The organism is Pseudoxanthomonas mexicana, assembly GCF_010093385.1.
Taxonomy (GTDB): domain Bacteria; phylum Pseudomonadota; class Gammaproteobacteria; order Xanthomonadales; family Xanthomonadaceae; genus Pseudoxanthomonas_A; species Pseudoxanthomonas_A mexicana.
The window spans coordinates 1-22,138 of the sequence record NZ_PDWV01000019.1 but is presented as its reverse complement, the minus strand read 5'-3'; the positions used below and the strand labels follow the sequence as shown (position 1 = coordinate 22,138).

19 protein-coding genes are annotated in these 22,138 nt (G+C 68.1%); 15 read left to right on the top strand and 4 right to left on the bottom strand.

Going from position 1 to position 22,138, the window contains the following annotated elements; all coding sequences use genetic code 11:
- Nucleotides 1-53 precede the first annotated feature (53 nt).
- Nucleotides 54-2,099 carry an elongation factor G gene (gene fusA, locus CSC76_RS08725; protein WP_162109644.1) on the bottom strand — a complete coding sequence of 682 codons (2,046 nt, stop codon included), beginning with the start codon at nt 2,097-2,099 and terminating at the stop codon, nt 54-56.
- Between the two features lie 205 nt (nt 2,100-2,304).
- On the opposite strand from fusA, the gene CSC76_RS08720 reads away from it, so the two are divergent.
- The 4 genes from CSC76_RS08720 (at nt 2,305) to CSC76_RS08705 (ending at nt 6,022) form a co-directional block, all read left to right on the top strand.
- Nucleotides 2,305-2,739, top strand: a complete 435-nt coding sequence (locus tag CSC76_RS08720) for an OsmC family protein (RefSeq protein WP_162109643.1) — start codon at nt 2,305-2,307, stop codon at nt 2,737-2,739.
- Nucleotides 2,736-3,431 (top strand): alpha/beta hydrolase, encoded by a 696-nt coding sequence (locus CSC76_RS08715; RefSeq protein WP_162109642.1) that lies wholly within the window; start codon nt 2,736-2,738, stop codon nt 3,429-3,431. Before CSC76_RS08720 ends, CSC76_RS08715 begins: the two co-directional genes overlap by 4 nt.
- Before the next feature lie 70 nt (nt 3,432-3,501).
- Nucleotides 3,502-4,203 carry a glycine zipper 2TM domain-containing protein gene (locus tag CSC76_RS08710; RefSeq protein WP_162109641.1) on the top strand — a complete coding sequence of 234 codons (702 nt, stop codon included), beginning with the start codon at nt 3,502-3,504 and terminating at the stop codon, nt 4,201-4,203.
- 145 nt (nt 4,204-4,348) lie between these two features.
- On the top strand, nt 4,349-6,022 hold the full coding sequence (locus tag CSC76_RS08705) for an amidohydrolase (RefSeq protein ID WP_162109640.1): 1,674 nt from the start codon (nt 4,349-4,351) through the stop codon (nt 6,020-6,022).
- A 144-nt stretch (nt 6,023-6,166) separates the two neighbouring features.
- Here CSC76_RS08705 and CSC76_RS08700 read toward each other — a convergent pair whose 3' ends face one another.
- The gene (locus CSC76_RS08700; protein ID WP_162109639.1) at nt 6,167-7,045 is read right to left on the bottom strand and encodes a PhzF family phenazine biosynthesis protein; all 879 of its coding nucleotides are present in this window, start codon (nt 7,043-7,045) and stop codon (nt 6,167-6,169) included.
- A 154-nt stretch (nt 7,046-7,199) separates the two neighbouring features.
- On the opposite strand from CSC76_RS08700, the gene CSC76_RS08695 reads away from it, so the two are divergent.
- The 5 genes from CSC76_RS08695 to CSC76_RS08675 all read left to right on the top strand — a co-directional run bounded on the left by CSC76_RS08695 (nt 7,200) and on the right by CSC76_RS08675 (nt 13,900).
- The gene (locus CSC76_RS08695; RefSeq protein ID WP_162109638.1) at nt 7,200-9,830 is read left to right on the top strand and encodes a bifunctional aspartate kinase/diaminopimelate decarboxylase; all 2,631 of its coding nucleotides are present in this window, start codon (nt 7,200-7,202) and stop codon (nt 9,828-9,830) included.
- Complete coding sequence (locus tag CSC76_RS08690; protein ID WP_162109637.1) at nt 9,814-10,308, top strand: hypothetical protein; 495 nt, start codon at nt 9,814-9,816, stop codon at nt 10,306-10,308. Before CSC76_RS08695 ends, CSC76_RS08690 begins: the two co-directional genes overlap by 17 nt.
- Nucleotides 10,305-11,660 carry a UDP-N-acetyl-alpha-D-muramoyl-L-alanyl-L-glutamate epimerase gene (gene murL, locus CSC76_RS08685; protein ID WP_162109636.1) on the top strand — a complete coding sequence of 452 codons (1,356 nt, stop codon included), beginning with the start codon at nt 10,305-10,307 and terminating at the stop codon, nt 11,658-11,660. The genes CSC76_RS08690 and murL overlap by 4 nt, the downstream gene beginning before the upstream one ends.
- Nucleotides 11,641-13,044 carry a UDP-N-acetylmuramoyl-L-alanine--D-glutamate ligase gene (gene murD, locus CSC76_RS08680; protein ID WP_162109635.1) on the top strand — a complete coding sequence of 468 codons (1,404 nt, stop codon included), beginning with the start codon at nt 11,641-11,643 and terminating at the stop codon, nt 13,042-13,044. Before murL ends, murD begins: the two co-directional genes overlap by 20 nt.
- A gap of 73 nt (nt 13,045-13,117) precedes the next feature.
- Nucleotides 13,118-13,900 carry a dienelactone hydrolase family protein gene (locus CSC76_RS08675; protein WP_162109634.1) on the top strand — a complete coding sequence of 261 codons (783 nt, stop codon included), beginning with the start codon at nt 13,118-13,120 and terminating at the stop codon, nt 13,898-13,900.
- Between the two features lie 13 nt (nt 13,901-13,913).
- On the opposite strand, the gene CSC76_RS08670 is transcribed toward CSC76_RS08675, so the two are convergent.
- A complete protein-coding gene (locus tag CSC76_RS08670) occupies nt 13,914-14,912 on the bottom strand; it encodes a polyprenyl synthetase family protein (protein ID WP_162109633.1) in 999 nt (332 codons plus the stop codon).
- 153 nt (nt 14,913-15,065) lie between these two features.
- On the opposite strand from CSC76_RS08670, the gene CSC76_RS08665 reads away from it, so the two are divergent.
- The 5 genes from CSC76_RS08665 to rfbD all read left to right on the top strand — a co-directional run bounded on the left by CSC76_RS08665 (nt 15,066) and on the right by rfbD (nt 19,017).
- A complete protein-coding gene (locus CSC76_RS08665; RefSeq protein WP_162109632.1) occupies nt 15,066-15,554 on the top strand; it encodes a single-stranded DNA-binding protein in 489 nt (162 codons plus the stop codon).
- Between the two features lie 71 nt (nt 15,555-15,625).
- Complete coding sequence (gene rfbB, locus CSC76_RS08660) at nt 15,626-16,681, top strand: dTDP-glucose 4,6-dehydratase (protein WP_162109631.1); 1,056 nt, start codon at nt 15,626-15,628, stop codon at nt 16,679-16,681.
- 10 nt (nt 16,682-16,691) lie between these two features.
- Nucleotides 16,692-17,579 (top strand): glucose-1-phosphate thymidylyltransferase RfbA, encoded by an 888-nt coding sequence (rfbA, locus tag CSC76_RS08655; protein ID WP_162109630.1) that lies wholly within the window; start codon nt 16,692-16,694, stop codon nt 17,577-17,579.
- Complete coding sequence (rfbC, locus tag CSC76_RS08650; RefSeq protein ID WP_162109629.1) at nt 17,576-18,133, top strand: dTDP-4-dehydrorhamnose 3,5-epimerase; 558 nt, start codon at nt 17,576-17,578, stop codon at nt 18,131-18,133. Before rfbA ends, rfbC begins: the two co-directional genes overlap by 4 nt.
- On the top strand, nt 18,130-19,017 hold the full coding sequence (gene rfbD / locus CSC76_RS08645; RefSeq protein WP_162109628.1) for a dTDP-4-dehydrorhamnose reductase: 888 nt from the start codon (nt 18,130-18,132) through the stop codon (nt 19,015-19,017). Before rfbC ends, rfbD begins: the two co-directional genes overlap by 4 nt.
- 30 nt (nt 19,018-19,047) lie before the next feature.
- On the opposite strand, the gene CSC76_RS08640 is transcribed toward rfbD, so the two are convergent.
- A complete protein-coding gene (locus tag CSC76_RS08640) occupies nt 19,048-20,859 on the bottom strand; it encodes a peptide MFS transporter (RefSeq protein WP_238394918.1) in 1,812 nt (603 codons plus the stop codon).
- Between the two features lie 112 nt (nt 20,860-20,971).
- Between CSC76_RS08640 and CSC76_RS08635 the strand changes: the two genes are divergently transcribed.
- Nucleotides 20,972-22,138, top strand: a 1,167-nt coding sequence (locus CSC76_RS08635) for an OPT family oligopeptide transporter (RefSeq protein WP_162109626.1), incomplete at its 3' end; no start/stop codon positions are given.

The window sequence follows — 22,138 nt, the reverse complement described above, 5'->3', positions numbered from 1 at the left end:
TGCGGCATCCATCGCGCTGCACCGCGACAGGACGCCGCACCCCGCGGCGCGGCTCAGTCCTCGTCGTGCCGTGGCCGGTAGGCCTCCATCAGCCGCTGCTGCACTGCCGGTGGAACGGGCTCGTAATGGCTGAAATCCAGGCTGTAGCGACCCCGGCCGGCGGTCATCGATTTCAGTTCCGCGGCATAGCCTTCGAGTTCCGCCAGGGGAACCTGCGCCTTCACCAGGATCTCGCCGTGCACGGTGTCGGTGCCGTTGATGCGTGCGCGCTTGCCGGCGAGGTTGCCGGTGATGTCGCCGACCTGCGCTTCCGGTACCGCCACTTCCAGGTCCACCACCGGCTCGAGCACCAGCGGCCTGGCCTTGGCGATGGCATCGAGGAACGCCTTCTTGCCGGCGGCGACGAAGGCCACCTCCTTGCTGTCCACCGGATGGTGCTTGCCGTCATGGACGATCACCCGCAGGTCCTGCAGCGGATAGCCGGCGCCCGCCCCCGCCGACAGTACCTGGCGCACGCCTTTCTCCACCGCCGGCAGGAACTGCCCGGGGATGGTGCCGCCCTTCACCTCGTCGACGAATTCGAAGCCGGCGCCACGCGGCAGCGGCTCGATGCGCAGCGCCACTTCGCCGAACTGGCCGGCGCCGCCGGTCTGCTTTTTGTGGCGATGGTGGCCCTCGGCCTTCGCCGCGACGGTCTCGCGGTAGGCGATGCGCGGCGGCCGCGTCTTCACCTCCACGCCGTGGCGCTCCTTCAACCGCTCCAGCATGACCCGCAGGTGCAGGTCGGACAGGCCGCGGATCACGGTCTCGTTCAATTCGGGCTGGTGTTCGACCACGAAGGCGGGATCCTCCTCTGCCAGCTTCTGCAGGGCGATGGACAATTTCTGTTCCTGGCCCTTGCTGGCGGCCTCGATGGCCAGGCCGAACATGGGCTTGGGAAAATCGATCGGGGCCAGGTGGATGTGGTCCTCGTCGTGGCTGTCGTGCAGCACGGCGTCGAAGTGCAGGTCCTCCACCTTGGCCACCGCGGCGATGTCGCCGGGGATGGCCTGTTCGATCTCCATGTGGTCCTTGCCCCTGAGCTTGAACAGGTGGCCCACCTTGAAGGGCTTCTTGCCGTCGTCGACGAACAGCTGCGAGTCCTTCTTCAGCGTGCCCTGGTACACGCGGAAGATGCCCAGCTTGCCGACGAACGGGTCGTTGACGATCTTGAAGACATCGGCGATGACATGCGCGCGCGCATCGGGCACGGCCTCGATGGGTTGCGGGCCGGTGCCGTTGAGCTTCACGAACGGGGGCGGGTTGGCTTCGGCCGGATTGGGGAACAGGCGCTCGGCCACGTCCAGCAGTTCCTTGACGCCCACGCCCGTGCGTGCCGATGCGAAGCACACCGGTACCAGATGGCCCTCGCGCAGGCACTGCTCGAACGCGTCGTGCAGTTCCTCGCCGGACAGTCCGCCTTCGCCCAGGTCCAGGTAATGTTCCATCACGGTCTCGTTGATCTCCACCACCTGGTCGATGATCTTCTGGTGCCAGTCGGCCACATCGCCCAGGTCGGAGACGCCGGTGGATTGCCGGAAGCAGTCGATGACCGCCTTGCCGCCGTCGGCGGGCAGGTTGAGCGGCAGCACTTCGGGGCCGAACTCCTCGCGCAGCGCCGCCAGCACGCCGGCGCAGTCGGCGCCTTCATGGTCGATCTTGTTGATGACGATGGCGCGGCACAGGTGACGTTGGGCGGCGCGTTCCATGAGGCGGCGCGTGCCATGCGCGACGCCCTGGTCGGCGTCGACCACGATCAGGGCGGTTTCCACCGCGGAAAGGGCCGACAGTGCCGGACCGCGGAATTCCGGATACCCCGGCGTGTCGATCAGGTTGACGTGCATGCCGCCGTGGTCGGTGCTGGCGATGGCGGTATCGATGGAGTGGCCGCGGCTCTTCTCGAGGGGATCGTGATCGGACACGGTGGTGCCGCGTTCGATGGTGCCTGCCACCTGGAGGGCGCCGCCGGCATGCAGCAGGGCTTCGAAGAGTGTTGTTTTGCCGGCGCCGGGGTGGCCTGCCAGGGCCACGTTGCGGATCTGTTGCGTGCTGTACGACATGAGGCCGTTCCTCCCGTAGGTTGGGTCGAAGGGCCGTCATGGCTGTCCGGGCAGAGCGCGTCCCGTGAGCGTGGCGCTCGGCGGGCGGTCATGGCGGGCGGTCAGCATCGGCGTGCGGGGGTGGAGGGGTCAAGTCGCACTGCGGTACATGGCGTGAACATCCGACGGTGTACCCTGCGTTTCCCCTGACCCGAGGAGTACGACCATGGCTTTGAAGCGTTACGCCGATGCGGTGTGGGCCGGCGACCTGCAGTCCGGCAAGGGCAGCCTCAGCACGCCGCAGAGCGGCCTGTTCGAAGGCCAGAACTACTCGTTCAAGACCCGCTTCGGCGACGAGAAGGGCACCAACCCGGAGGAACTGCTGGCGGTCGCGCATGCCGGCTGCTTCACCATGGCGCTGTCGGCGGTGCTGGGCAAGGCGGGCTTCACGCCCGACAAGCTGCAGGCGCGCGCCGAGGCGACGATGGAGCCGGGCATGGATCCGGGCCCGACGATCACCGCGATCAAGCTGACCGTCTCGGCCAGCGTGCCGGGAATCAATGCGGCACAGTTCGAGGAGATCGCCCAGCAGGCCAAGGCGGGCTGTGTGATCTCGCGCGCGCTGTCGGTGCCGGTGTCGCTGGAGGCGACCCTGCTTTGACGCGTTCGCGCGCCGCGCTGCTCGTGCATGGTGCGGGCGGTGGCGGCTGGGAATGGAACGTGTGGCGTGGCGTGTTCGAGACGGCGGGCTTCCGGGTGGCGGCCCCCGACCTCGTGCCTGTGCGCGGCGACGTGGCGGCCACGCGTCTGCAGGATTATCAGGCGCAGGTGCGCGCGGCGCTGGCGGCATTGCCGCGGCCGCGCGTGCTGGTCGGTGCAAGCCTGGGCGGATTGCTGGCGCTGGATGCCGCCGAGGGCGCGGATGCGGTGGTGCTGGTGAATCCGTTGCCTCCGGTGCCGTGGCACGTGGACATGCCGACGCGCGACTGGCCGGATGTGGTGCCGTGGCGGCGCGCTGCCCGTCTGAGCGGTACGCGCGAAGCAATGCCCGATGCGGACGACGCGACGACGCTGTTTGCGTTCCGCCACTGGCGCGACGAATCCGGTGCGGTGCTGCGCGAGGCCTGGCGCGGTGTCGCGACGGAACGTTCCGCATGCCCGATGTTGTGCGTGGCGTCCGCACATGACGATGACGTGCCACCGTCGATCACGCGCGCCATGGCCGAGGCGTGGGACGCGGACGTGCTGCAAACGGTTTCAGGTTCGCATGTCGGGCCGTTGCTGGGGCGCGAAGCGGCTGGCATCGCCGCGCAAGCTGTCGAATGGCTAAACCGGGCCGCGAAAGCCGGCTGAGTTCAGCCGTGTTTCACTCGCATCGGCCGAGCATGCCCCCACGCCAATCCGGCGTGGGGGAGTACCCGAGATGAAGCGTCTATCCGCCACCGTGCTGGCCATCGGCCTGCTCGCTTCCGGCATGGCATCCGCGCAGTCCGCGCGCTACTACGGCACGACGGATCGCTACGGCGACGAGCCCTATTACGATTATGCGCGCGTGGTGCGCGTGGACCCGATCATCGATAATGGTTATGGCCGCAATGACGGCTATGCCAACACGACGACGGGGCAGCGCTGCTACTACCGCAACGCCGATGACGTATACGCCCGCGACGAATACCGCGATGGCTATCGCAACGACGGCTATCCCGACGATCGCTATGGCGACGACGGCTACTACGGCGACCGCCGCTATCCGGACCGTTCCGCCGAGACGGGCCGTACCGTCGCCACGGTGATCGGTGGCATCGCCGGCGCGGTGCTCGGCAGCAAGGTCGGCGACGGCAGCGGCCGTTATGTCGGGACCGCGGTGGGCTCGATGGTGGGCGGCATGGCCGGGCGCTCGATCTACGACAGCGCGCAGCGCGATCGCCGCATGCAGCGGGGACAGGTTCGCGTCTGCGATCCGGTACCCGCGGGCAATGGTCGCTATGGCGACGATTACTATGGTGACGGCCGTGTCAGTGGATACGACGTGACCTACGAATACGGCAACCGCACCTACCATGCCCGTACCGATCATCACCCCGGTGACCGTATCCGCATCCGGGTGGACGTCCGCCCGGAGTAAGTAAGCATCGCCCAGGCCTTTCATGCGAGCACCACGTCGCAGGGCAGGGGAATGCCGCAACCGAGGGGCCGCAAGGCCCCTCTTTTGTTGCCGTGCGCGACGCCATTGCGCATAGTCGCGCCCTGGACCGATTGGGGAGAGCGGCATGCGGCGTCTGGCGTGGTTGACGGGATTGGGTGTGGGATGCGTGGTTGTCGCGGGCCTGGCGCAGGCGCAGGTCCACGTGCTGACGGCGGAGCGCGTGCACACGTCCGATCCGGCGCACCCGGTTGCGCAGGCGATCGCCTGGGATGCGCAGGGCCGCATTCTCGCTGTCGGCGGCGCCGATGACCTGCGCGCCCGGTATCCCGACGCCCGCCGCGTGGAAGCGCCCGGCAAGACCGTCATTCCCGGCCTGATCGATGCGCACGGCCATGTGATGGGCCTGGGCTACGCGCTGATGCGCGCAGACCTGGTGGACGCGCGCGACAAGGCGGACGTGATCGCGCGGTTGCGCGAATACGAGAAGCAGCTGCCCGCCAATGCGTGGCTGCTGGGCAGCGGCTGGGACCAGAACGACTGGCCGGAGAAGGCGTTTCCCACCGCCGCCGACCTGGATGCGGCCTTTCCCGATCGCCCCGTGTGGCTGGAGCGCGTGGACGGCCATGCCGGCTGGGCCAACAGCGCAGCGCTGCGCGCGGCTTCGGCGAAGGCGTCGCGACCGCTGGACGGCGAGTGGCAACCGGATGGCGGCCGTATCGAGCGAGCGGGCGGCCGCCCGACCGGCGTATTCGTCGATGCGGCCATGTCGCTCGTCCATGCGGTGGTGCCGGCGCCCGATGCGGCTTACCGCCGGCAGGCGCTGGAGAAGGCCACCCAGGCTGCCGTGCGCAACGGACTCACCGGCGTGCACGACATGGGCGTATCGCGCGAGGACCTGGCACTGATGAAGCAGTTCGCCGACGAGGGGCGGTTGCCCTTGCGCATCGACGCCTATGCCGATGGCGACGACGCGGCGCTGGCGGACCTGTGTGCCGGCGGACTGTACCGCCATGCCGGCGGCCGCCTGCAGATGCGGGGCGTGAAGCTGTACGCCGACGGCGCGCTGGGCAGCCGGGGCGCCGCCCTGCTGGAGGACTACAGCGACGATCCCGGCAACCGTGGCCTGCTGGTGACCGAACCGGCGGCGCTGGAGGCGGCCATGCGCAAGGCGCGCGGCTGCGGCGTGCAGGTGGCGACGCACGCCATCGGCGACCGCGGCAACCGGCTGGTGATGGATGCCTATGCGCGCGTGCTGGGTGATGCGGCGAAGACCGATCATCGCTGGCGCGTCGAGCACGCGCAGGTGGTGGCGCCGGAGGAATTCCCGCGATTCGCCGCATTGGGCGTGATCGCCTCGATGCAGCCCACGCATGCGACGTCCGACATGCCATGGGCGCAGGACCGGCTGGGACCGGTACGCATCCGTGGCGCCTATGCCTGGCAGCGCCTGCAGGCGAGCGGCGCGAAGCTGGCGCTGGGATCGGATTTCCCGGTGGAATCGGTCGATCCGCGTCGCGGCCTACACGCCGCAGTGACGCGTCAGGACGGGCACGATGCGCCCGAGGGTGGCTGGATGCCCGACCAGCGCCTCAGCGCGGCCGAGGCGCTGCGCGGTTTCACCGCCGACGCGGCATGGGCGGCGCATGACGAAGGCGAAGTGGGTCGGCTCGCGCCGGGCCTGCGTGCGGACTTCGTCGTGCTCGATGAGGATCCGCTGGCGATTCCCGGTGAGCAGCTCGACGACCTGCACGTCCGTTCGACGTGGGTGGATGGCAAGGCGGTGTACGAGGCAGAGTAACGGCTACATCTGCAGGAGCGATGTAAGTCGCGACCGGGGCGTTGGGTGAGCGGCGATGCGTGGCGCGTGCATACACCAGGGGTTCCTCGTGCCGCCTGCCTTGCGGTCGCGACTCACGTCGCTCCTACAGTGGGCGCGAACGCATCACCAGTCGATCTGCCCGGTCACGATGGTGCGCACATGGCCGCCGGACCAGACATCGCCGGCGCCGTCGACGCGCAACTGCAGGCGGGCGTCGTAGCCCACCTCGCGGCCCTGGCTGACGACGTAGCGTCCGTCACGGCCGGGGAGGGCATCGCGTGATTTCAGCCCCGCCGCCAGCGTGGCGTTCGCCGCACCGGATGCCGCGTCCTCGAACGCCGCCGGGGCACCGACGAAGGCGCGCACGGCCAGGTCGTAGTCGCGGCCCGGTGTGCGTGAGTAGGCGCACACGCCCATGCTGTCGGTGGCCCGCGCCAGGGCACTGATCGCATCCCAGTCGGGCGTGGCGGTCCGCAGCGCGGCTTCGTCGCGCACCTCGGCCAGCCACCAACGGCGGCCGCCATCGACCAGGGCGGGCGGCAGCTCGCCGGGTGGCAGGGTCGCGAGGGCGGCACCCAGCAGCGCGTCGCCTGCGCGATCGCCTTCCTTCACCACGGTCGCGCGCGGCGTGCGCACGGCGATCGTACGCGCCGCGCCGTCGCCCTCGACGCGCAGCGGCAGCACGCCGGCCGCACCTTCCTGCAGCAGCAGGCCATCGACGGGGGCTGCAAGGCCGGCATCGAGTACCACGTGCGCGGTACCGACGCTGGGATGACCGGCGAACGGCACCTCGCGGCGCGGGCTGAACATGCGCACGGCGTAGCTGGCATCCGGGCGCGTGGGCGCGAAGACGAAGGTGGTTTCCGGCAATCGCGTCCAGCGGGCGATGGCCTGCATGGCGGCGTCATCGAGCCCGGCGGCGTCGAGGACGACGGCCAGTGGATTGCCCGCGCCGGGGCGGTCGGCGAACACGTCCAGCTGGACGTAGCGGCGAGAGGTCATGGGGGGGATTCGCGTGGGGGCCGGGCAGCTTATCAAGTCGGGTGGCTGCCGACGGGGTTCGTTGCATGCGGTACGGTCCGGGTCGCACGCGGGGCCTTGGGCTAGAATCGACGGTTCACGCCCGAAGGGTTCGGGCATCCTCGCCACTCTATCCATGCCTTCTGCCACTCCCGCGTCTGATCGTTGGATCGTCCTCAAGTTCGGCGGCACCTCGGTGTCGCGCCGCCATCGCTGGAACACGATCGGCAAACTGGCGAAACAGCGGGCGGAAGAGCAGGGTGTTCGCGTGCTGGTCGTGGTGTCGGCGCTGTCCGGCGTCACCAATGAACTGACCGCCATCGCCGACGGCGCGGCCGACAGCGCCGAGCGCGTGGCGAAACTGGAACACCGCCACCGCGAGTTCCTTGTCGAACTGGAGCTGGATGCCGACGCCGTGCTGGGCGACCGCCTGGCGGCGCTGCGCAACCTGCTGGTCGATGCGCGTGCCGCGACCCGCACGCTGGACTGGCAGGCCGAGGTGCTGGCGCAGGGCGAGCTGCTCTCGTCCACCCTCGGTGTGGCCTATCTGCGCGCGCAGGGGCTGGATTTCGGCTGGGTGGACGCCCGCCACTGGCTGCAGGCGAACTTCCTGCCCAACCAGAGTCCGTGGGCGCAACGACTGTCGGTGTCGTGCAACACCGCGCCGGACCAGGACTGGCGCCGCGCGTTCGCCGGCCAGCCGACGACCATGCTGCTGACGCAGGGTTTCATCTCCCGGCATGCCGATGGCGGCACCGCCATCCTCGGGCGCGGTGGTTCGGATACCTCCGCCGCCTACTTCGGCGCACTGCTGGGTGCGCAGCGCGTTGAGATCTGGACCGATGTGCCCGGCATGTTCAGCGCGAACCCGCGCGAAGTGCCCGATGCCCGACTGCTGACGCGGCTGGATTACTACGAAGCGCAGGAAATCGCGACCACCGGCGCGAAGGTGCTGCATCCCCGTTCCATCAAGCCCTGCCGCGACGCCGGCGTGCCCATGGCGATCCTCGATACCGAGCGCCCGGACCTGCCGGGGACCACCATCGACGGCAATGCCCTGACCGTGCCGGGCGTAAAGGCCATCAGCCGCCGCAACGGCATCGTGCTGGTGTCGATGGAAGGCATCGGCATGTGGCAGCAGGTCGGCTTCCTGGCCGACGTGTTCGCCCGTTTCAAGAAGCATGGCCTGTCGGTGGACCTGATCGGTTCGTCGGAGACCAACGTCACCGTGTCGCTGGATCCCAGCGAGAACCTGGTCAGCACCGACGTGCTGGCCGCGCTGTCGGCCGACCTGGCCGAGATCTGCCGGGGGAAGGTGATCGCGCCATGCACGGCCATCACCCTGGTCGGGCGCGGCATGCGCTCGCTGCTGCACAAGCTGTCCGATGTCTGGGCCATGTTCGGCCGCGAACGCGTGCACCTGATCTCGCAGTCGTCCAACGACCTCAACCTGACCTTCGTGATCGACGAGGCCGATGCCGAGGGCATGCTGCCGCTGCTGCACGAGGCCCTGATCGACAGCGGCGCCATGCCGACCGACGAGGCCAGCGTGTTCGGACCCAGTTGGCGCGAGATCAACGGTGCCGTGCGCCATCGCGGCGTGCGCTGGTGGAGCGCATCCGCTGCGCGCAGGCATCTGCTGTCGCTGGCGCAGGCGGGCACACCCCGCTACGTCTACAACCTGGACGTGGTGCGCGCCCGCGCCCGCGCACTGGCGGGCATCGCGGCGGTCGACCGGCGTTTCTTCGCGATCAAGGCCAACTCGCATCCCGACATCCTGCGGACGCTGGTGGAGGAGGGCTTCGGCCTGGAATGCGTGTCCCGCGGCGAACTCGAGCGCGTGTTCGAGGTGGCGCCTTCGCTGCCGATGGAGCGTGTGCTGTTCACGCCCAGCTTCGCACCGCGCGAGGAGTACGCCTTCGCCCTGGAGCGCGGCATCAATGTCACGCTCGACAATGTGGAAGCGCTGCAGCACTGGCCGGAGGTGTTCCGCGGCCGGCGCCTGTGGCTGCGGGTGGACCTGGGGCGCGGCGACGGCCACCACGACAAGGTGAAGACCGGCGGCAAGACATCCAAGTTCGGCCTGCCGCTGGTGAAGCTCGAGGAGTTCCTGTCCGCCGCGCGTGCGCTGGACGCGCGCGTCGTCGGCCTGCACGCGCACCTGGGCAGCGGCGTGGAAAGCGCGCAGCACTGGAACCAGATCGCCGACGAGCTGGGCGGGCTGGCGGACCAGATCGGCACCATCGAGACCATCGACATCGGGGGCGGACTGCCCATCCCCTATGCGGAAACGGACGAACCCTTCGATCTGGCGGCCTGGGGCGAAGGTCTCGCGGCGATCAAGGCGGCGTATCCCGGCTATCAACTGGTGATCGAGCCGGGTCGCTATCTGGTAGCCGAATGCGGGGTGCTGTTGGCCCAGGTCACCCAGGTGGTGGAGAAGCTGGGCATCCGCCGGGTGGGCAGCGATGCCGGCATGCACACGCTGATACGCCCCGCGCTGTACGACGCTTGGCACGATGTGGCCAACCTGTCGCGCCTGGATGATGCGGAACAGGAAGCGTTCGATGTGGTGGGTCCGATCTGCGAATCCAGCGACATCTTCGGCAAGCGTCGCCGGCTGCCGTCGGCGACAGCCGAGGGCGACGTGCTGCTGTTCTCCGACGCGGGTGCCTACGGCTACGTGATGGCCAGCCACTACAACCTGCGCGGCCTGCCGGCGGAAGACGTGATGGAAGGAGTGCCCGGCGATGTCGCCGCGGACTGAATTCATGGTGTCCAGCCTGATGGCCGCTGCGGCACTGACCGTCGCGGTCGTGTTGCTCATGGACGCGGACCGCCGCACGCCCGGAATGGCGGAGCTGGCATCCGCGTTGCGCCTTCTGCCGGCCACGGTGCTGGCGGCCGGGTTCGGCGCGTGGTCCGTCACCCGCTGGCATGCGCGTGCCAGCGCGGCCGGACGTCAATGGAAGGCCGGCGGCATGGCGCTGCGCGTTCTGCTGGCGATCTTCCTGCTGCTGCCGTTCGCGATCGCCGGCTGGGCGGTAGTGGCCACCGGCATCGACCAGCTGGCGGCCAGCAGGCCGGCAGGATTCGCGGAGGCGCTGGCCTGGTTGCCTGTCATCATCTTCTACGGTTCCGTGGCGGCCGTGCTGTTCGGCGCCGTACCGCTGTTCGTTCTTGAATACTTCGCCTGCCGCCGCTACCTGCGCCGCCAGGCCGTTCCTTCCACGGATCACGCATGACGACCTTCGACAAATCCAGCATCCGCGCCTTCCGTTTCGTCCGCTGTTCCTTCGATGCGGAGACCGGCGTCGCGCGGTTGGTGTACGCCTTCGACGAAGGCCCCGAGCTTACAGAGACCGTGACGATCCCGGGCGCGCCGTTCGCGCTGGACGCCACTCGCGCACAGGCCGTCGAGCACGCCGTGCGCCTGCTGCACCTGATCACCGGCGTCAGTTACTACAAGGCGGCGGTGCCGAACGAGATCCGCATCGAGGGCTATGCCATCGACGCCGCCACCGCGGTGCTGATGGAACAGGTCTACGTGCACGGCCTGGGCGAGTTTGCGTATCGCAATGGCTTGAGCCTGCACGGTCGCGTGCGCTTCCCGGTTGCGGCGCAGGCGCCGGCACCGGCGGCCGCGGCCGGATTGCGCGAGCATGCGCTGGTCGCCATCGGCGGCGGCAAGGATTCGCTGGTCAGCATCGAGGCGCTGCGTGGCGCGGGCGTCGAGCAGACCGTCACCTGGATCGGTGGTTCGCAACTGATCGCCGCCTGCGCGGCCCGTACCGGCCTGCCGACGCTCAACATCGGCCGCGCGCTGGCGCCGGAGCTGTTCGAGTACAACCGCCAGGGCGCATGGAACGGGCATATCCCGGTCACCGCGATCAACTCGGCGATCATGGTCCTGGCGGCGCTGCTGCACAGCGTGGACCAGGTGGTGTTCTCCAATGAGCGTTCGGCCAGCTACGGCAGCATGATCCCGGGCACCGGCGAGGTGAACCACCAGTGGTCGAAGGGCTGGGCGTTCGAGAGCGCGTTCGGCGCGTACGTGCAGTCGCACGTGGCTGCGGACCTGCAGTACTACTCGCTGCTGCGGCCGCTGTCGGAGTTGGCGGTGGCGCGGCAGTTCGCCCGCACCGATCATTACGACGCGCATTTCTCCAGTTGCAACCGCAATTTCCATCTGCTGGGCGAGCGTCCCACCAACCGCTGGTGCGGCGTGTGCCCGAAATGCCACTTCGTGTTCCTCGCGCTGGCGCCGTTCATGCCGAAGCCACGCCTCGTCGGCATTTTCGGGCGCAACCTGTTGGACGACGCGAACCAGACCGGCGGCTTCGACGCCTTGCTGGAGTATCAGGACCACAAGCCTTTCGAATGCGTCGGCGAAGGCCAGGAATCGCGCGCGGCGATGGCCGCGCTGGGTGACCGGCCGGAGTGGCGCGAGGACGCGATCGTCGCGCGTTTCAACCGCGAGATCCGCCCGCAACTCGACGCATCAGAACTGGTCGTGGCGCCGTTGCTGGAAATCGGTGGCGAGCACCGCATTCCTGCTGCGCTGTGGGAGCGCCTGCGTGCGAATTTCGCAGCTTGAGGGTCGGCGTGTCGCGCTGTGGGGATGGGGACGTGAAGGCCGCGCCGCGCATCACGCCGTGCGTGTGCGGCAGCCCTCGCTGCCGCTGACGCTGTTCTGCAACGAACAGGAAGCCGCGGACGCCGCGGCGCTGGGCGACCCGCTGCTGTCGGTGGAGATAGAAGCGGGCGCCGAACGCCTGTCCGCGTTCGAGATCGTCATCAAGTCGCCCGGTATCAGCCCCTACACCCCCGCGGCAGTGACCGCGGCCGGGGCAGGCACCCGCTTCATCGGGGGCACCGGCCTGTGGTTCGGCGAACACGCGGGCGACGACGGCGTGGTCCCGCATACGTTCTGCGTCACCGGCACCAAGGGCAAGAGCACGACCACCTCGCTGCTCGCGCATCTGCTGCGTGCGGCGGGAAAGCGCACCGTCCTGGCGGGCAATATCGGTCTGCCGATGCTGGAGGTGCTGGATCCTCGGCCGGCGCCGGACGAATGGGCCATCGAACTGTCCAGCTATCAGACCGGCGATGTCGCCGACAGCGGCGCACGCCCGGACGTGGCGATCGTCCTGAACCTGTTCCCCGAGCACCTGGACTGGCACGGCAGCGAGGCGCGTTACATCGAGGACAAGCTGAAGCTCGTCATGGACGCACACCCGCGCATCGCCGTGCTCAACGCCGCTGATCCGCGGCTGGCCGCATTGGCGCTGCCGCACAGCGACGTACGCTGGTTCAACCGTGACGACGGTTGGCACCTGCGCGAGGACGATCTGTACCGGGGCAACGTGTTCGTCATGGACACCCGCCCGCTACCGCTGCCGGGACGCCACAACCGGAGCAACCTGTGCGCTGTGCTGACGGCGCTGGAGGCGCGGGGCATCGATGCGCTGCCGCTGGCCGCGCAGGCGCAGTCGTTCCGTCCGCTGCCCAACCGTCTGCCGACGATGGGGACGCGCGACGGCATCACCTGGGTCAACGATTCCATCAGCACCACGCCGCACGCCACGCTGGCCGCGCTGGACTGCTTCGCGGGACGGCGCATCGCGCTGCTAGTCGGTGGGCACGACCGGGGTGTGGACTGGTCCGATTTCGCGGCGCACATGCGCCACGACGCGCCGGCCACCCTCATCACGATGGGCGCCAATGGCCCGCGCATCCACGCGTTGCTCGCACCGGTGGCGCAGGAGGCGGGGTTCACGCTGATCGGCGTCGAGACGCTGCCGGAGGCGATGACGGCCGCGCGCGGGGCGCTGGGCGGCGAGGGCGTGGTGCTTCTGTCGCCCGGCGCGCCCAGCTTCGGTCAGTACAAGGACTACGTCGCGCGTGGCCGCCATTTCGCGGAGCTGGCCGGATTCGATCCGGACGCGATCACGGCGATCCCGGGCCTGGGTCTCGCCTGAGCCATCGCGTGAATCCATTCGCAGGGAGGCGGCGTAGACTGGTTCCTCAGCCTGCCCACACGAGGAACCCGCCATGCGTTGCCGACTGCTGCTGCCTGCTGTGTTCTCGCTTCTCTGGTCGCCCGCCCTGTTCGCCGCGCCCATCGCCAAGCCCGTGGAATGGACGATCGGCGGCGACACCTTCGCCGGCGTCCTGGTCTATGACGATGCGGTGAAGCAACCGCGTCCCGGCCTGGTGATGGTGCCCAACTGGAAGGGCGTGAACGATTCCGCCATAGAGAAGGCGCGCCTGGTCGCCGGCGACGACTACGTGGTGCTGGTCGCCGATGTCTACGGCAAGGGTATCCGTCCGAAGACCGATGCCGAGGCCGGCCCGGTGGCCACCGCGATGCGTGCCGATCGACCGAAATTGCGTGCCCGTGTCCAGAAGGCGGTCGAGGTGCTGAAGCAACAACCCGGAACGCTGGTCGACGTGACCCGCATCGGCGCATTCGGTTACTGTTTCGGTGGCAGCACGGTGCTGGAACTGGTCCGCGCTGGCGATGCGTTGTCGGGCGTGGTCAGCCTGCATGGCGGACTCGCCACCGACCTGCCCGCCGCCGGTCCGGTGAAGTCGCCCGTGCTGGTGCTCAACGGCGGCGACGACACCTATGTTTCGGCTGCGGAAATCACCGCGTTCCAGGACGAGATGCGCAAGGCGGGTGCCGACTGGCAGTTCGTCAGTTTCGGCGGTGCGGTGCACTGCTTCGCCGAATCCGATGCGCAGAATCCGCCGGGTTGCGTCTACCACGCCCCCTCGGCCCGACGCGCCTACCGGATGATGGCGGACTTCTTCGAGGACGTGTTCGCGAAGTGAGGTGGGGCGCGGGTCAGTGCCCGCGTTCCACCGCATAGCGGGCCAGGCCGCGCAGCGCGGCCAGCGCATCGGATTCGGACAGGCCATCGAGCGCCTGTTCGGCCATCGCCGCATAGTGGCGCGCGCGCTCGCGGCTGTAGTCCAGCCCGCCGGTCGCACGGATGGCGGCCAGCACCTCGGGCATGGCGCCCGCGTCGCCTTCCTGCACGATGGCACGCAGGCGCTCGGCGGTGGCCGTATCGGAATGACGGATCGCGTGGATCAGCGGCAGCGTGGCCTTGCCCTCGGCCAGGTCGTCGCCCAGGTTCTTGCCCAGCGCTTCGGCATCGGCCGTGTAGTCGAGTACATCGTCGGCGATCTGGAAGGCATAGCCCAGCGCCATGCCGTAGTCGTACAGGCGGCGCTGGATCCCCTCATTCGCGCCCGACGCCATCGCGCCCAGCCGGGTGCCCGCGGCGAACAGCACGGCTGTCTTGCGCTCGATCACGCGCAGATAGGCGGCTTCATCGGTATCCGGGTTGTGGACGTGCAGCAGTTGCAGCACCTCGCCCTCGGCGATGCGGTTGGTGGTGTCGGCCAGCAGGCGCATGACGTCCATCCGGTCCAGCTCCACCATCAACTGGAAGCTGCGCGAATACAGGAAGTCGCCTACCAGCACGCTGGGCGCGTTGCCCCACAGGGCATTGGCCGTGCTGCGACCGCGGCGCAGGTCGGATTCGTCCACCACGTCGTCGTGCAGCAGGGTGGACGTATGGATGAATTCGATGATGGCCGCCAGCTGGTGATGGTCCGGCGTGGTCGGGCCGCAGGCCTGGCCCGCCAGGACCACCAGCATGGGCCGCAGGCGCTTGCCGCCGGCGGAAATGATGTGGTCGGCGATCTGGTTGATCAGCACCACGTCCGAGGCCAGGCGCGCCCGAATCAGGGCATCGACGGCGGCCATGTCGGCCTGGGCGAGCGACTGGATGCCGGGCAGGGCTAGGGCGGTGCGGAGGGGTTCGACGACGGACATGGGGCGACGGGCCGGAAAGTCACGCAATTATAGGGTCTTGGGTGCGGCAATGCCCTACAGGCGCGTGGGCCGGCGGCCGATGGCGAAGGCCAGGCGGGTATACTCCACTGGTCTTTGCCCGCGCTCGGCGGGCATCCCTGAACGGATATCGATATGGCCCGCGGCATCAACAAAGTCATCCTGGTCGGCAACCTCGGTAACGACCCCGAAACCCGCTACACCCAGGGCGGCATGGCGATCACCCGGATCAGCCTGGCCACCACCAGCGTGCGCAAGGACAAGGACGGCAACCAGCAGGAGCGCACCGAATGGCATCGCGTGGTGTTCTTCGGCAAGCTCGGCGAGATCGCCGGCGAATACCTGCGCAAGGGCAGCTCGGTGTACGTCGAAGGTTCGATTCGCTACGACAAGTACACCGGCCAGGACGGACAGGAGAAGTACTCCACCGACATCATCGCCGACGAGATGCAGATGCTCGGCGGCCGTGAAGGCGGCGGTGGCGGCGCGGGCGGAGACCGCCCGGCGCGGGCCCCGCGCCAGGACTACGGCAACCAGAGCGGCGGCCAGCGCCGTCCGACGCCTGCACCGGCCTCGCAGCCGGCGCCGATGGATGACTTCGCGGATGACGACATTCCTTTTTGAGCTTCCCGAATGCGTATGGGTTTTAACCCGGATCTGGCGTGACTAGGACTAATTGAAGAAGGGAGCAATACATGCCTACTTGGCTCGTGACCGGCGGCGCCGGTTTCATTGGCGGGAACTTCGTGCTGCGCGCCGTCGCAAGCGGCGCCAAGGTCGTCAACCTGGATGCGCTCACTTACGCGGGCAATCTAGATACGCTGGCTTCGGTACAGGACAACCCCCTGCACGTCTTCGTCGAAGGCGATATCGGCGACCGCGCGCTGGTCGCGAGGCTGCTAGCCGAACATCGTCCGGATGCGGTGGTGAACTTCGCCGCCGAGAGCCACGTGGATCGTTCGATCGACGGACCTGCGGCGTTTATCCAGACAAACGTCGTCGGTACGCTCGGATTGCTCGAGTCGGTCCGTGACTATTGGAAGGCACTGGAAGGGGAGGCGCGCGAGCGGTTCCGCTTCCTGCACGTGTCCACCGACGAGGTCTACGGTTCGCTGGGCGAGACCGGAAAGTTCACCGAATCAACGCCGTACGCGCCCAATTCGCCGTATTCGGCTTCGAAGGCGGCTTCCGACCACCTGGTGCGCGCGTTCCATCACACGTACGGGTTGCCGGTCCTGACCACCAATTGCTCGAACAACTACGGTCCCTATCATTTTCCGGAGAAGCTCATTCCGCTGATCATCGCGCGCGCGCTCGCCGGGGAGCCGCTGCCTGTCTATGGCGACGGCAAGAACGTCCGCGACTGGCTGTTCGTAGGCGATCATTGCCGGGCCCTCCGCACCGTCCTGGAGAAGGGGCGCGTGGGTGAGACGTACAACGTCGGCGGCAATGCCGAGAAGCAGAACCTCGAAGTCGTCCACACGATCTGCGCGTTGCTCGATGAACGGATGCCGCGCGCCGACGGGAAGCCACGCAGCAGCCAGATCACCTTCGTGACCGATCGCCCGGGACACGACCGCCGTTATGCGATCGATGCGTCCAAGCTGCGCGACGAGCTGGGCTGGGAGCCGGAATACACCTTCGAGCAGGGCATCGCGGAGACCGTCGACTGGTATCTCGCCAATCAGGCCTGGGTGAAGCGCGTGCTGGACGGCAGCTACCGCCTCGAACGCATCGGCACGGCCGTCTGAGGTAGATGCAATGACGAAGCGCAAGGGCATCATTCTCGCCGGCGGCTCGGGTACGCGTCTCTACCCGTTGACGCAGGCGATCAGCAAGCAACTGCTGCCGGTGTACGACAAGCCGATGATCTACTACCCGCTCAGCGTGCTGATGCTGGCGGGCATCCGCGAAGTGCTGGTGATCAATACCCCCCATGAACAGGCCCTGTTCAAGACGTTGCTGGGCGACGGTTCCCAGTGGGGCATGGACATCCGGTACGCCGCGCAGCCGAGCCCGGATGGCCTGGCGCAAGCCTATCTGATCGGTCGGGACTTCGTGGCCGGACAGCCGAGCTGCCTGGTGCTGGGGGACAATATTTTTTACGGGCACGGTTTCACCGACATGCTGCGTCGCGCTGATGCGCGGAGCGAGGGTGCTACCGTATTCGGATACTGGGTGAACGATCCGGAGCGCTATGGCGTCGCCGAGTTCGATGCGCAGGGGCGTGTCGTTGGCATTGAGGAAAAACCGGCGAATCCGCGTTCCAATTACGCGGTGACCGGTCTGTACTTCTACGACGGCATGGCCAGCGAATACGCTTCGGAGCTGAAGCCATCGTCGCGCGGCGAACTGGAGATCACCGACCTCAACCGGCGGTATCTCGAGGCCGGCGAGTTGCACCTGGAGCCGCTGGGCCGCGGCCATGCGTGGCTGGATACGGGCACGCACCAGTCATTGCTGGAAGCCTCCAACTTCATCGAGACGATCGAGGCGCGCCAGGGCCTGCGCGTCTGCTGCCCCGAGGAGATCGCCTTCGGCAATGGCTGGATCGATGCCGCGCAGGTCGAAAGGCTCGCCGCGCCGTTGGCCAAGAACGGCTACGGCCAGTACCTGCTGTCGCTGGTATCGCGTGGGATCGTGCGATGAAGGTGGTCGAAACGTTGTTGCCGGGATGCGTCGTGATCGAGCCGGTGGTCTTCGGCGACGAGCGCGGGTTCTTCTTCGAGACATGGAACGCGGAACGTTACGGCCAGCACGGCCTGCCGACCGCCTTCGTCCAGAGCAACGTATCGACGTCGGTCCGCGGAGTCCTGCGGGGCCTGCACTACCAGTGGCCGAATCCCCAGGGCAAGCTAGTCAGCGTACTGGAGGGCGAGGTGTACGACGTCGCCGTCGACATCCGCCGCGGATCGCCGACTTTCGGGCAATGGGCTGCCGTGATGCTCAGCGCCGAGAACAAGCGGCAGTTCTGGATTCCGGAAGGCTTTGCGCATGGCTTCGCTGTCGTCTCGGAGCGCGCGGTGTTCAGCTACCTGTGTACGGCCGTGTACGACAAGACAGCGGATGCAGGCGTGCGCTGGGACGATCCGGCCATCGGCATCGACTGGCCGGTGACCGAGCCGCAGCTGTCGGCCAAGGACGCCGTCGCGCCCCTGCTCGCGGATGTGGCGCCGGAGCGGCTGCCGACCTACACGCCATGACCGTCCTGCTGTTCGGCGGCAACGGCCAGGTCGGGCATGAGCTGAGGCGAAGTCTGCGTGCGCTGGGCGACGTGGTCGTTACCACGCGCTCCGGCGAGTTGCCCGAGGGTGCGCATTGTGAAGTGGCCGATTTCGATCGCCCCGACACTCTTGCGGAGCTCGTCGAGCGCGTGGCGCCGGCCATCGTGGTCAATGCCGCGGCCTACACGGCGGTAGACAAGGCCGAGGACGATGTCGATGCGGCCTTCCGTACCAATGCGGAGGCCCCGGGTGTATTGGCGCGCGCATGCGCCCTGCGAGACATTCCGTTCGTCCACTACTCGACCGACTATGTGTTCGATGGGCAGGGCTCGCGGCCTTATCGCGAGGATGATCCGACGGCGCCACTGGGTGTCTACGGCGCCAGCAAGCTTGCTGGCGAAGATGCGGTCCGTTCGGTCGGGGGGCGGCATCTGATCCTGCGCACCGCATGGGTTTATGGCCGGCACGGCCACAACTTCATGAAGACGATGCTGCGGCTCGGCGCGGACCGTGACGAACTGCGCGTGGTCGCCGATCAGGTCGGTACGCCCACGCCGGCGGCGCTGATCGCGGATGTCACAACGGAACTGCTTGGCCTGCGCAATGCGCCATCCGGAACGTTTCACCTCACACCCTGTGGCGAGACAAGCTGGCATGGGTTCGCCGAAGCCATTTTTGAAGAGGCATTGGCGCGCGGACTGATCTCATGCGCACCCAAGGTGATTCCCATCGCCACGTCCGACTATCCGACGCGCGCCCGTCGACCCGGCTACTCCCGCCTCGACATCGGCAGGCTGGAACAGGTGCTCGGGCACGTGCTTCCCGAGTGGCGCGCGGGCTTGCAGCAGGTGCTGGGCAGCTGATACGGCCGCAGGCGATTCGCGCGGCGGGGTTCAGTCCGCCGTGCGCATCGCCCGCCGCAACCACGGCGAAGCCAGCAGCGCGACCGCGGCGCAGCCCAGGCCGATCCACATCATCAGCCAGAACAGGTCGGCGAAGCCGGTGGCGGCGTGGGCGATGTCCAGGGCGCCGGCCGCCGGAACGTCCATCGCGGCGAGCTTGCCGAACTGCGCCGCCAGCGTTTCCGAGAACGCGGTCGCCAGCAGCCACATGCCCATCATCGAGCTCACCACGCGCGGCACCGACAATTCGGTGACCGCCGCCAGGCTCACCGGCGCCAGGCACATCTCGCCGATCTCCAGCAGCAGATAGGCCAGCACCAGCCACCACACGCTCGCGACCATGCCGGTGGCACCCACCTGCTGTGCGGCCAATGCCAGCGGGATGAAGGACAGACCGCCGAACAGCAGGCCCAGTGCGCCCTTCACCGGTTTGGACGGGTCCCGGCCGCGGCGCCCCAGCGTGGCCCACAGCCAAGCGAACAGCGGTGCGAGCACCACCAGGAACATCGCACCCAGATAAGTGAGCGAACCGGCGGTCTGAGGCAGGACCAGCGAGTCTCGCAGTACCAGCATCACCATCAGGACCGCGGTTCCCAGGAACAGCACGCGAGGGCGGCCCGGGTGCGCGCTCCGCTCCGACCAGCGCGACGCGATCACGAACGACAGCGGCATCGCCACCAGCGCCCAGGTCGACCACGGTGCGCTGCCGAGGAATAGCGCGACGTTCGCGGCAAGGCTGTCCGACCAGACCACCACCGATGCCGGCTGTACCAATGACGGGAACAGGTCTTTCGTCAGCATCCTGTCTGTGAACATCACCCACGAGCCGTACGTCTGCTCGTACAGGGTGAAGAACGCCAGGCACATGAGGATCAGTGCCATCAGCGCCAGCATCTGGCGTCGCTGCACCGGCGTGCACTGGGTGGCGATGAACCAGAGGAACCACGCCATCACCACGGCCAGCACCAGCAGCATCAAGGCCAGCGCCAGCGAGAACTCGCCGCCCAGGGCGAACGCGCCGTTGGCCGCCGCCCACATCAGCCAGGCCACCGGCAGTACGCCGAGCGCGGCGCCCGCGTAGATCAGCCATTCCCGCGGGACGCCCCATACGGGCGCGCGCAGCGCCGCGGGCGAGGGCGGTTCGGCGTGGCCATGCATGTAGCGCTGGCCCCAGAGGAACATGGCCAGCCCCAGCAGCATGCCGATGCCGGCAGCGCCGAAACCGTATTTCCAGCCCAGCGTCTCGCCCAGGTAACCGCACACCAGCGAGGCGAGCAGGGCGCCGAGGTTGATGCCGGCGTAGAACAGGCTGAAGCCGCCATCGCGGCGCGGATCCCCCGCCGGATACAGCCGGCCGACGATGCCGGTGATGTTGGGCTTCAGGAAGCCGACGCCCATGACGATCAGTGCCAGCGACACGTACATCGTGCGCAGCGCGCCCTCGTCGCGCGTGACCACGCCAGCGTCCATCGTCGCCGCCGCGCCTTCCAGCGCCATGCCCGCATGGCCCGCCACCAGCAACAACCCGCCGAAGACCACGGCCTTGCGCATGCCCAGCCAGCGGTCGGCCAGCACGCCGCCGATCACCGGCACGCAGTAGACCAGCCCGCCATAGGCCCCGATCAGGTCGTAACCCGCGCCGTCGGCGAACAGGTGGTACTTGGTCAGGTACAGCAGCAGCAGCGCCTTCATCCCGTAGAAGGAGAAGCGCTCCCACATCTCGGTGAAGAAGCAGACGTAGACGCCCTTGGGGTGGCCCAGGAAGTCGTCGCGGCCAGCGGACGCGGGGGCGAGGGGGGTCAAGGGCCGCTCCGGCGTGGATTCCGCGGCGAGTATAGCGACGGCGCCCGTTCCGGCTGGACTTGCCGGGCAGCGGACGCTAGCGTGTCGGCTTTCCGCAATTCGGGAACATGCAATGAGCTCGGGGACCCCGCAACTTACCTTCCGCGCCGTCGTGCTGGCCATTGTGCTGGCCGTCGTGCTGTCGGCCGCCAACGCCTACCTGGGCCTGTTCGCCGGCCTGACCGTGGCCACCGCCATCCCGGCGGCGGTCGTCTCGATGGGCGTGCTGCGCCTGCTGGGCGGTGGCACGATCCTGGAGAACAACATCGTGCAGACCGGCGCCTCGGCCGGTTCGTCGATCGCGGCCGGCGTGATCTTCACGATCCCCGCCCTGATCATCCTGGGCTACTGGCAGGACTTCCAGTATTCCTGGGTGCTGGCCATCGCCGGTCTCGGCGGCCTGCTGGGCGTGCTGTTCTCGGTGCCGCTGCGCCGCGCGATGATCGTCGAGGAACCGCTGCCGTTCCCCGAGGGCAAGGCGGCGGCCGAAGTGCTGAAAGCGGGTGAGAATCCGGGCCCCGGCCTGAAGATCCTGGCCTTCTCCGCCGCCATCGGCGCCGTGCTCAAGGTCGCCGCCCACAGCGGCATGCGCCTGATCCCGGATACCGCGGCGGGCGCCGGCTTCTTCGGCAAGTACCTGGGCTACATGGGCACCAACCTGTCGCCGGCGCTGCTGGGCGTGGGCTACATCGTGGGCCTGAACATCGGCATCGTGGTGCTGTCCGGCAGCATCCTGTCCTGGCACATCGCCATCCCGCTGTACCACATGGCCTTCATGGGCACCGATCCCGCGCTGGCGCAGAGCATCGCAGGGGCGGGGCCTGAGGACATCGCGGGTGCGATCTGGTCGGCGAAGATCCGCTACCTGGGCGTGGGCGCCATGCTGATCGGCGGCGTGTGGACGCTGTTCTCCCTGCGCAAGTCGCTGCTGTCGGGCGTGAAGAGCGGCATCGCCGCTGCGCGTGCCGGTTCCGGCGGCGCCGATGTCGCCGAGACCGAGCGCGACCTGCCGATGAAGTGGATGCTGGTGGCGCTGGTGGTCTTCGTGCTGCCGCTGCTGCTGCTGTACCAGGCCATCGTCGGCATGTGGCACGTCAGCATCCCAATGGCGATCATCATGATCGTGGCGGGCTTCCTGTTCGTCTCGGTATCGGCCTACTTGGCCGGTCTGGTCGGTTCGTCGAACAATCCGGTGTCGGGCATCACCATCGCCACCATCCTGTTCGCTTCGGTCGTGCTG

Excerpts from the sequence above, each read along its gene's own strand:
- fusA (WP_162109644.1), bottom strand. The coding sequence starts at position 2,099 with ATGTCGTACAGCACGCAACAGATCCGCAACGTGGCCCTGGCAGGCCAC.
- CSC76_RS08720 (WP_162109643.1), top strand. The coding sequence starts at position 2,305 with ATGGCTTTGAAGCGTTACGCCGATGCGGTGTGGGCCGGCGACCTGCAG.
- CSC76_RS08710 (WP_162109641.1), top strand. The coding sequence starts at position 3,502 with ATGAAGCGTCTATCCGCCACCGTGCTGGCCATCGGCCTGCTCGCTTCC.
- CSC76_RS08705 (WP_162109640.1), top strand. The coding sequence starts at position 4,349 with ATGCGGCGTCTGGCGTGGTTGACGGGATTGGGTGTGGGATGCGTGGTT.
- CSC76_RS08700 (WP_162109639.1), bottom strand. The coding sequence starts at position 7,045 with ATGACCTCTCGCCGCTACGTCCAGCTGGACGTGTTCGCCGACCGCCCC.
- CSC76_RS08695 (WP_162109638.1), top strand. The coding sequence starts at position 7,200 with ATGCCTTCTGCCACTCCCGCGTCTGATCGTTGGATCGTCCTCAAGTTC.
- CSC76_RS08690 (WP_162109637.1), top strand. The coding sequence starts at position 9,814 with ATGTCGCCGCGGACTGAATTCATGGTGTCCAGCCTGATGGCCGCTGCG.
- murL (WP_162109636.1), top strand. The coding sequence starts at position 10,305 with ATGACGACCTTCGACAAATCCAGCATCCGCGCCTTCCGTTTCGTCCGC.
- CSC76_RS08675 (WP_162109634.1), top strand. The coding sequence starts at position 13,118 with ATGCGTTGCCGACTGCTGCTGCCTGCTGTGTTCTCGCTTCTCTGGTCG.
- CSC76_RS08670 (WP_162109633.1), bottom strand. The coding sequence starts at position 14,912 with ATGTCCGTCGTCGAACCCCTCCGCACCGCCCTAGCCCTGCCCGGCATC.
- CSC76_RS08665 (WP_162109632.1), top strand. The coding sequence starts at position 15,066 with ATGGCCCGCGGCATCAACAAAGTCATCCTGGTCGGCAACCTCGGTAAC.
- rfbB (WP_162109631.1), top strand. The coding sequence starts at position 15,626 with ATGCCTACTTGGCTCGTGACCGGCGGCGCCGGTTTCATTGGCGGGAAC.
- rfbA (WP_162109630.1), top strand. The coding sequence starts at position 16,692 with ATGACGAAGCGCAAGGGCATCATTCTCGCCGGCGGCTCGGGTACGCGT.
- rfbC (WP_162109629.1), top strand. The coding sequence starts at position 17,576 with ATGAAGGTGGTCGAAACGTTGTTGCCGGGATGCGTCGTGATCGAGCCG.
- rfbD (WP_162109628.1), top strand. The coding sequence starts at position 18,130 with ATGACCGTCCTGCTGTTCGGCGGCAACGGCCAGGTCGGGCATGAGCTG.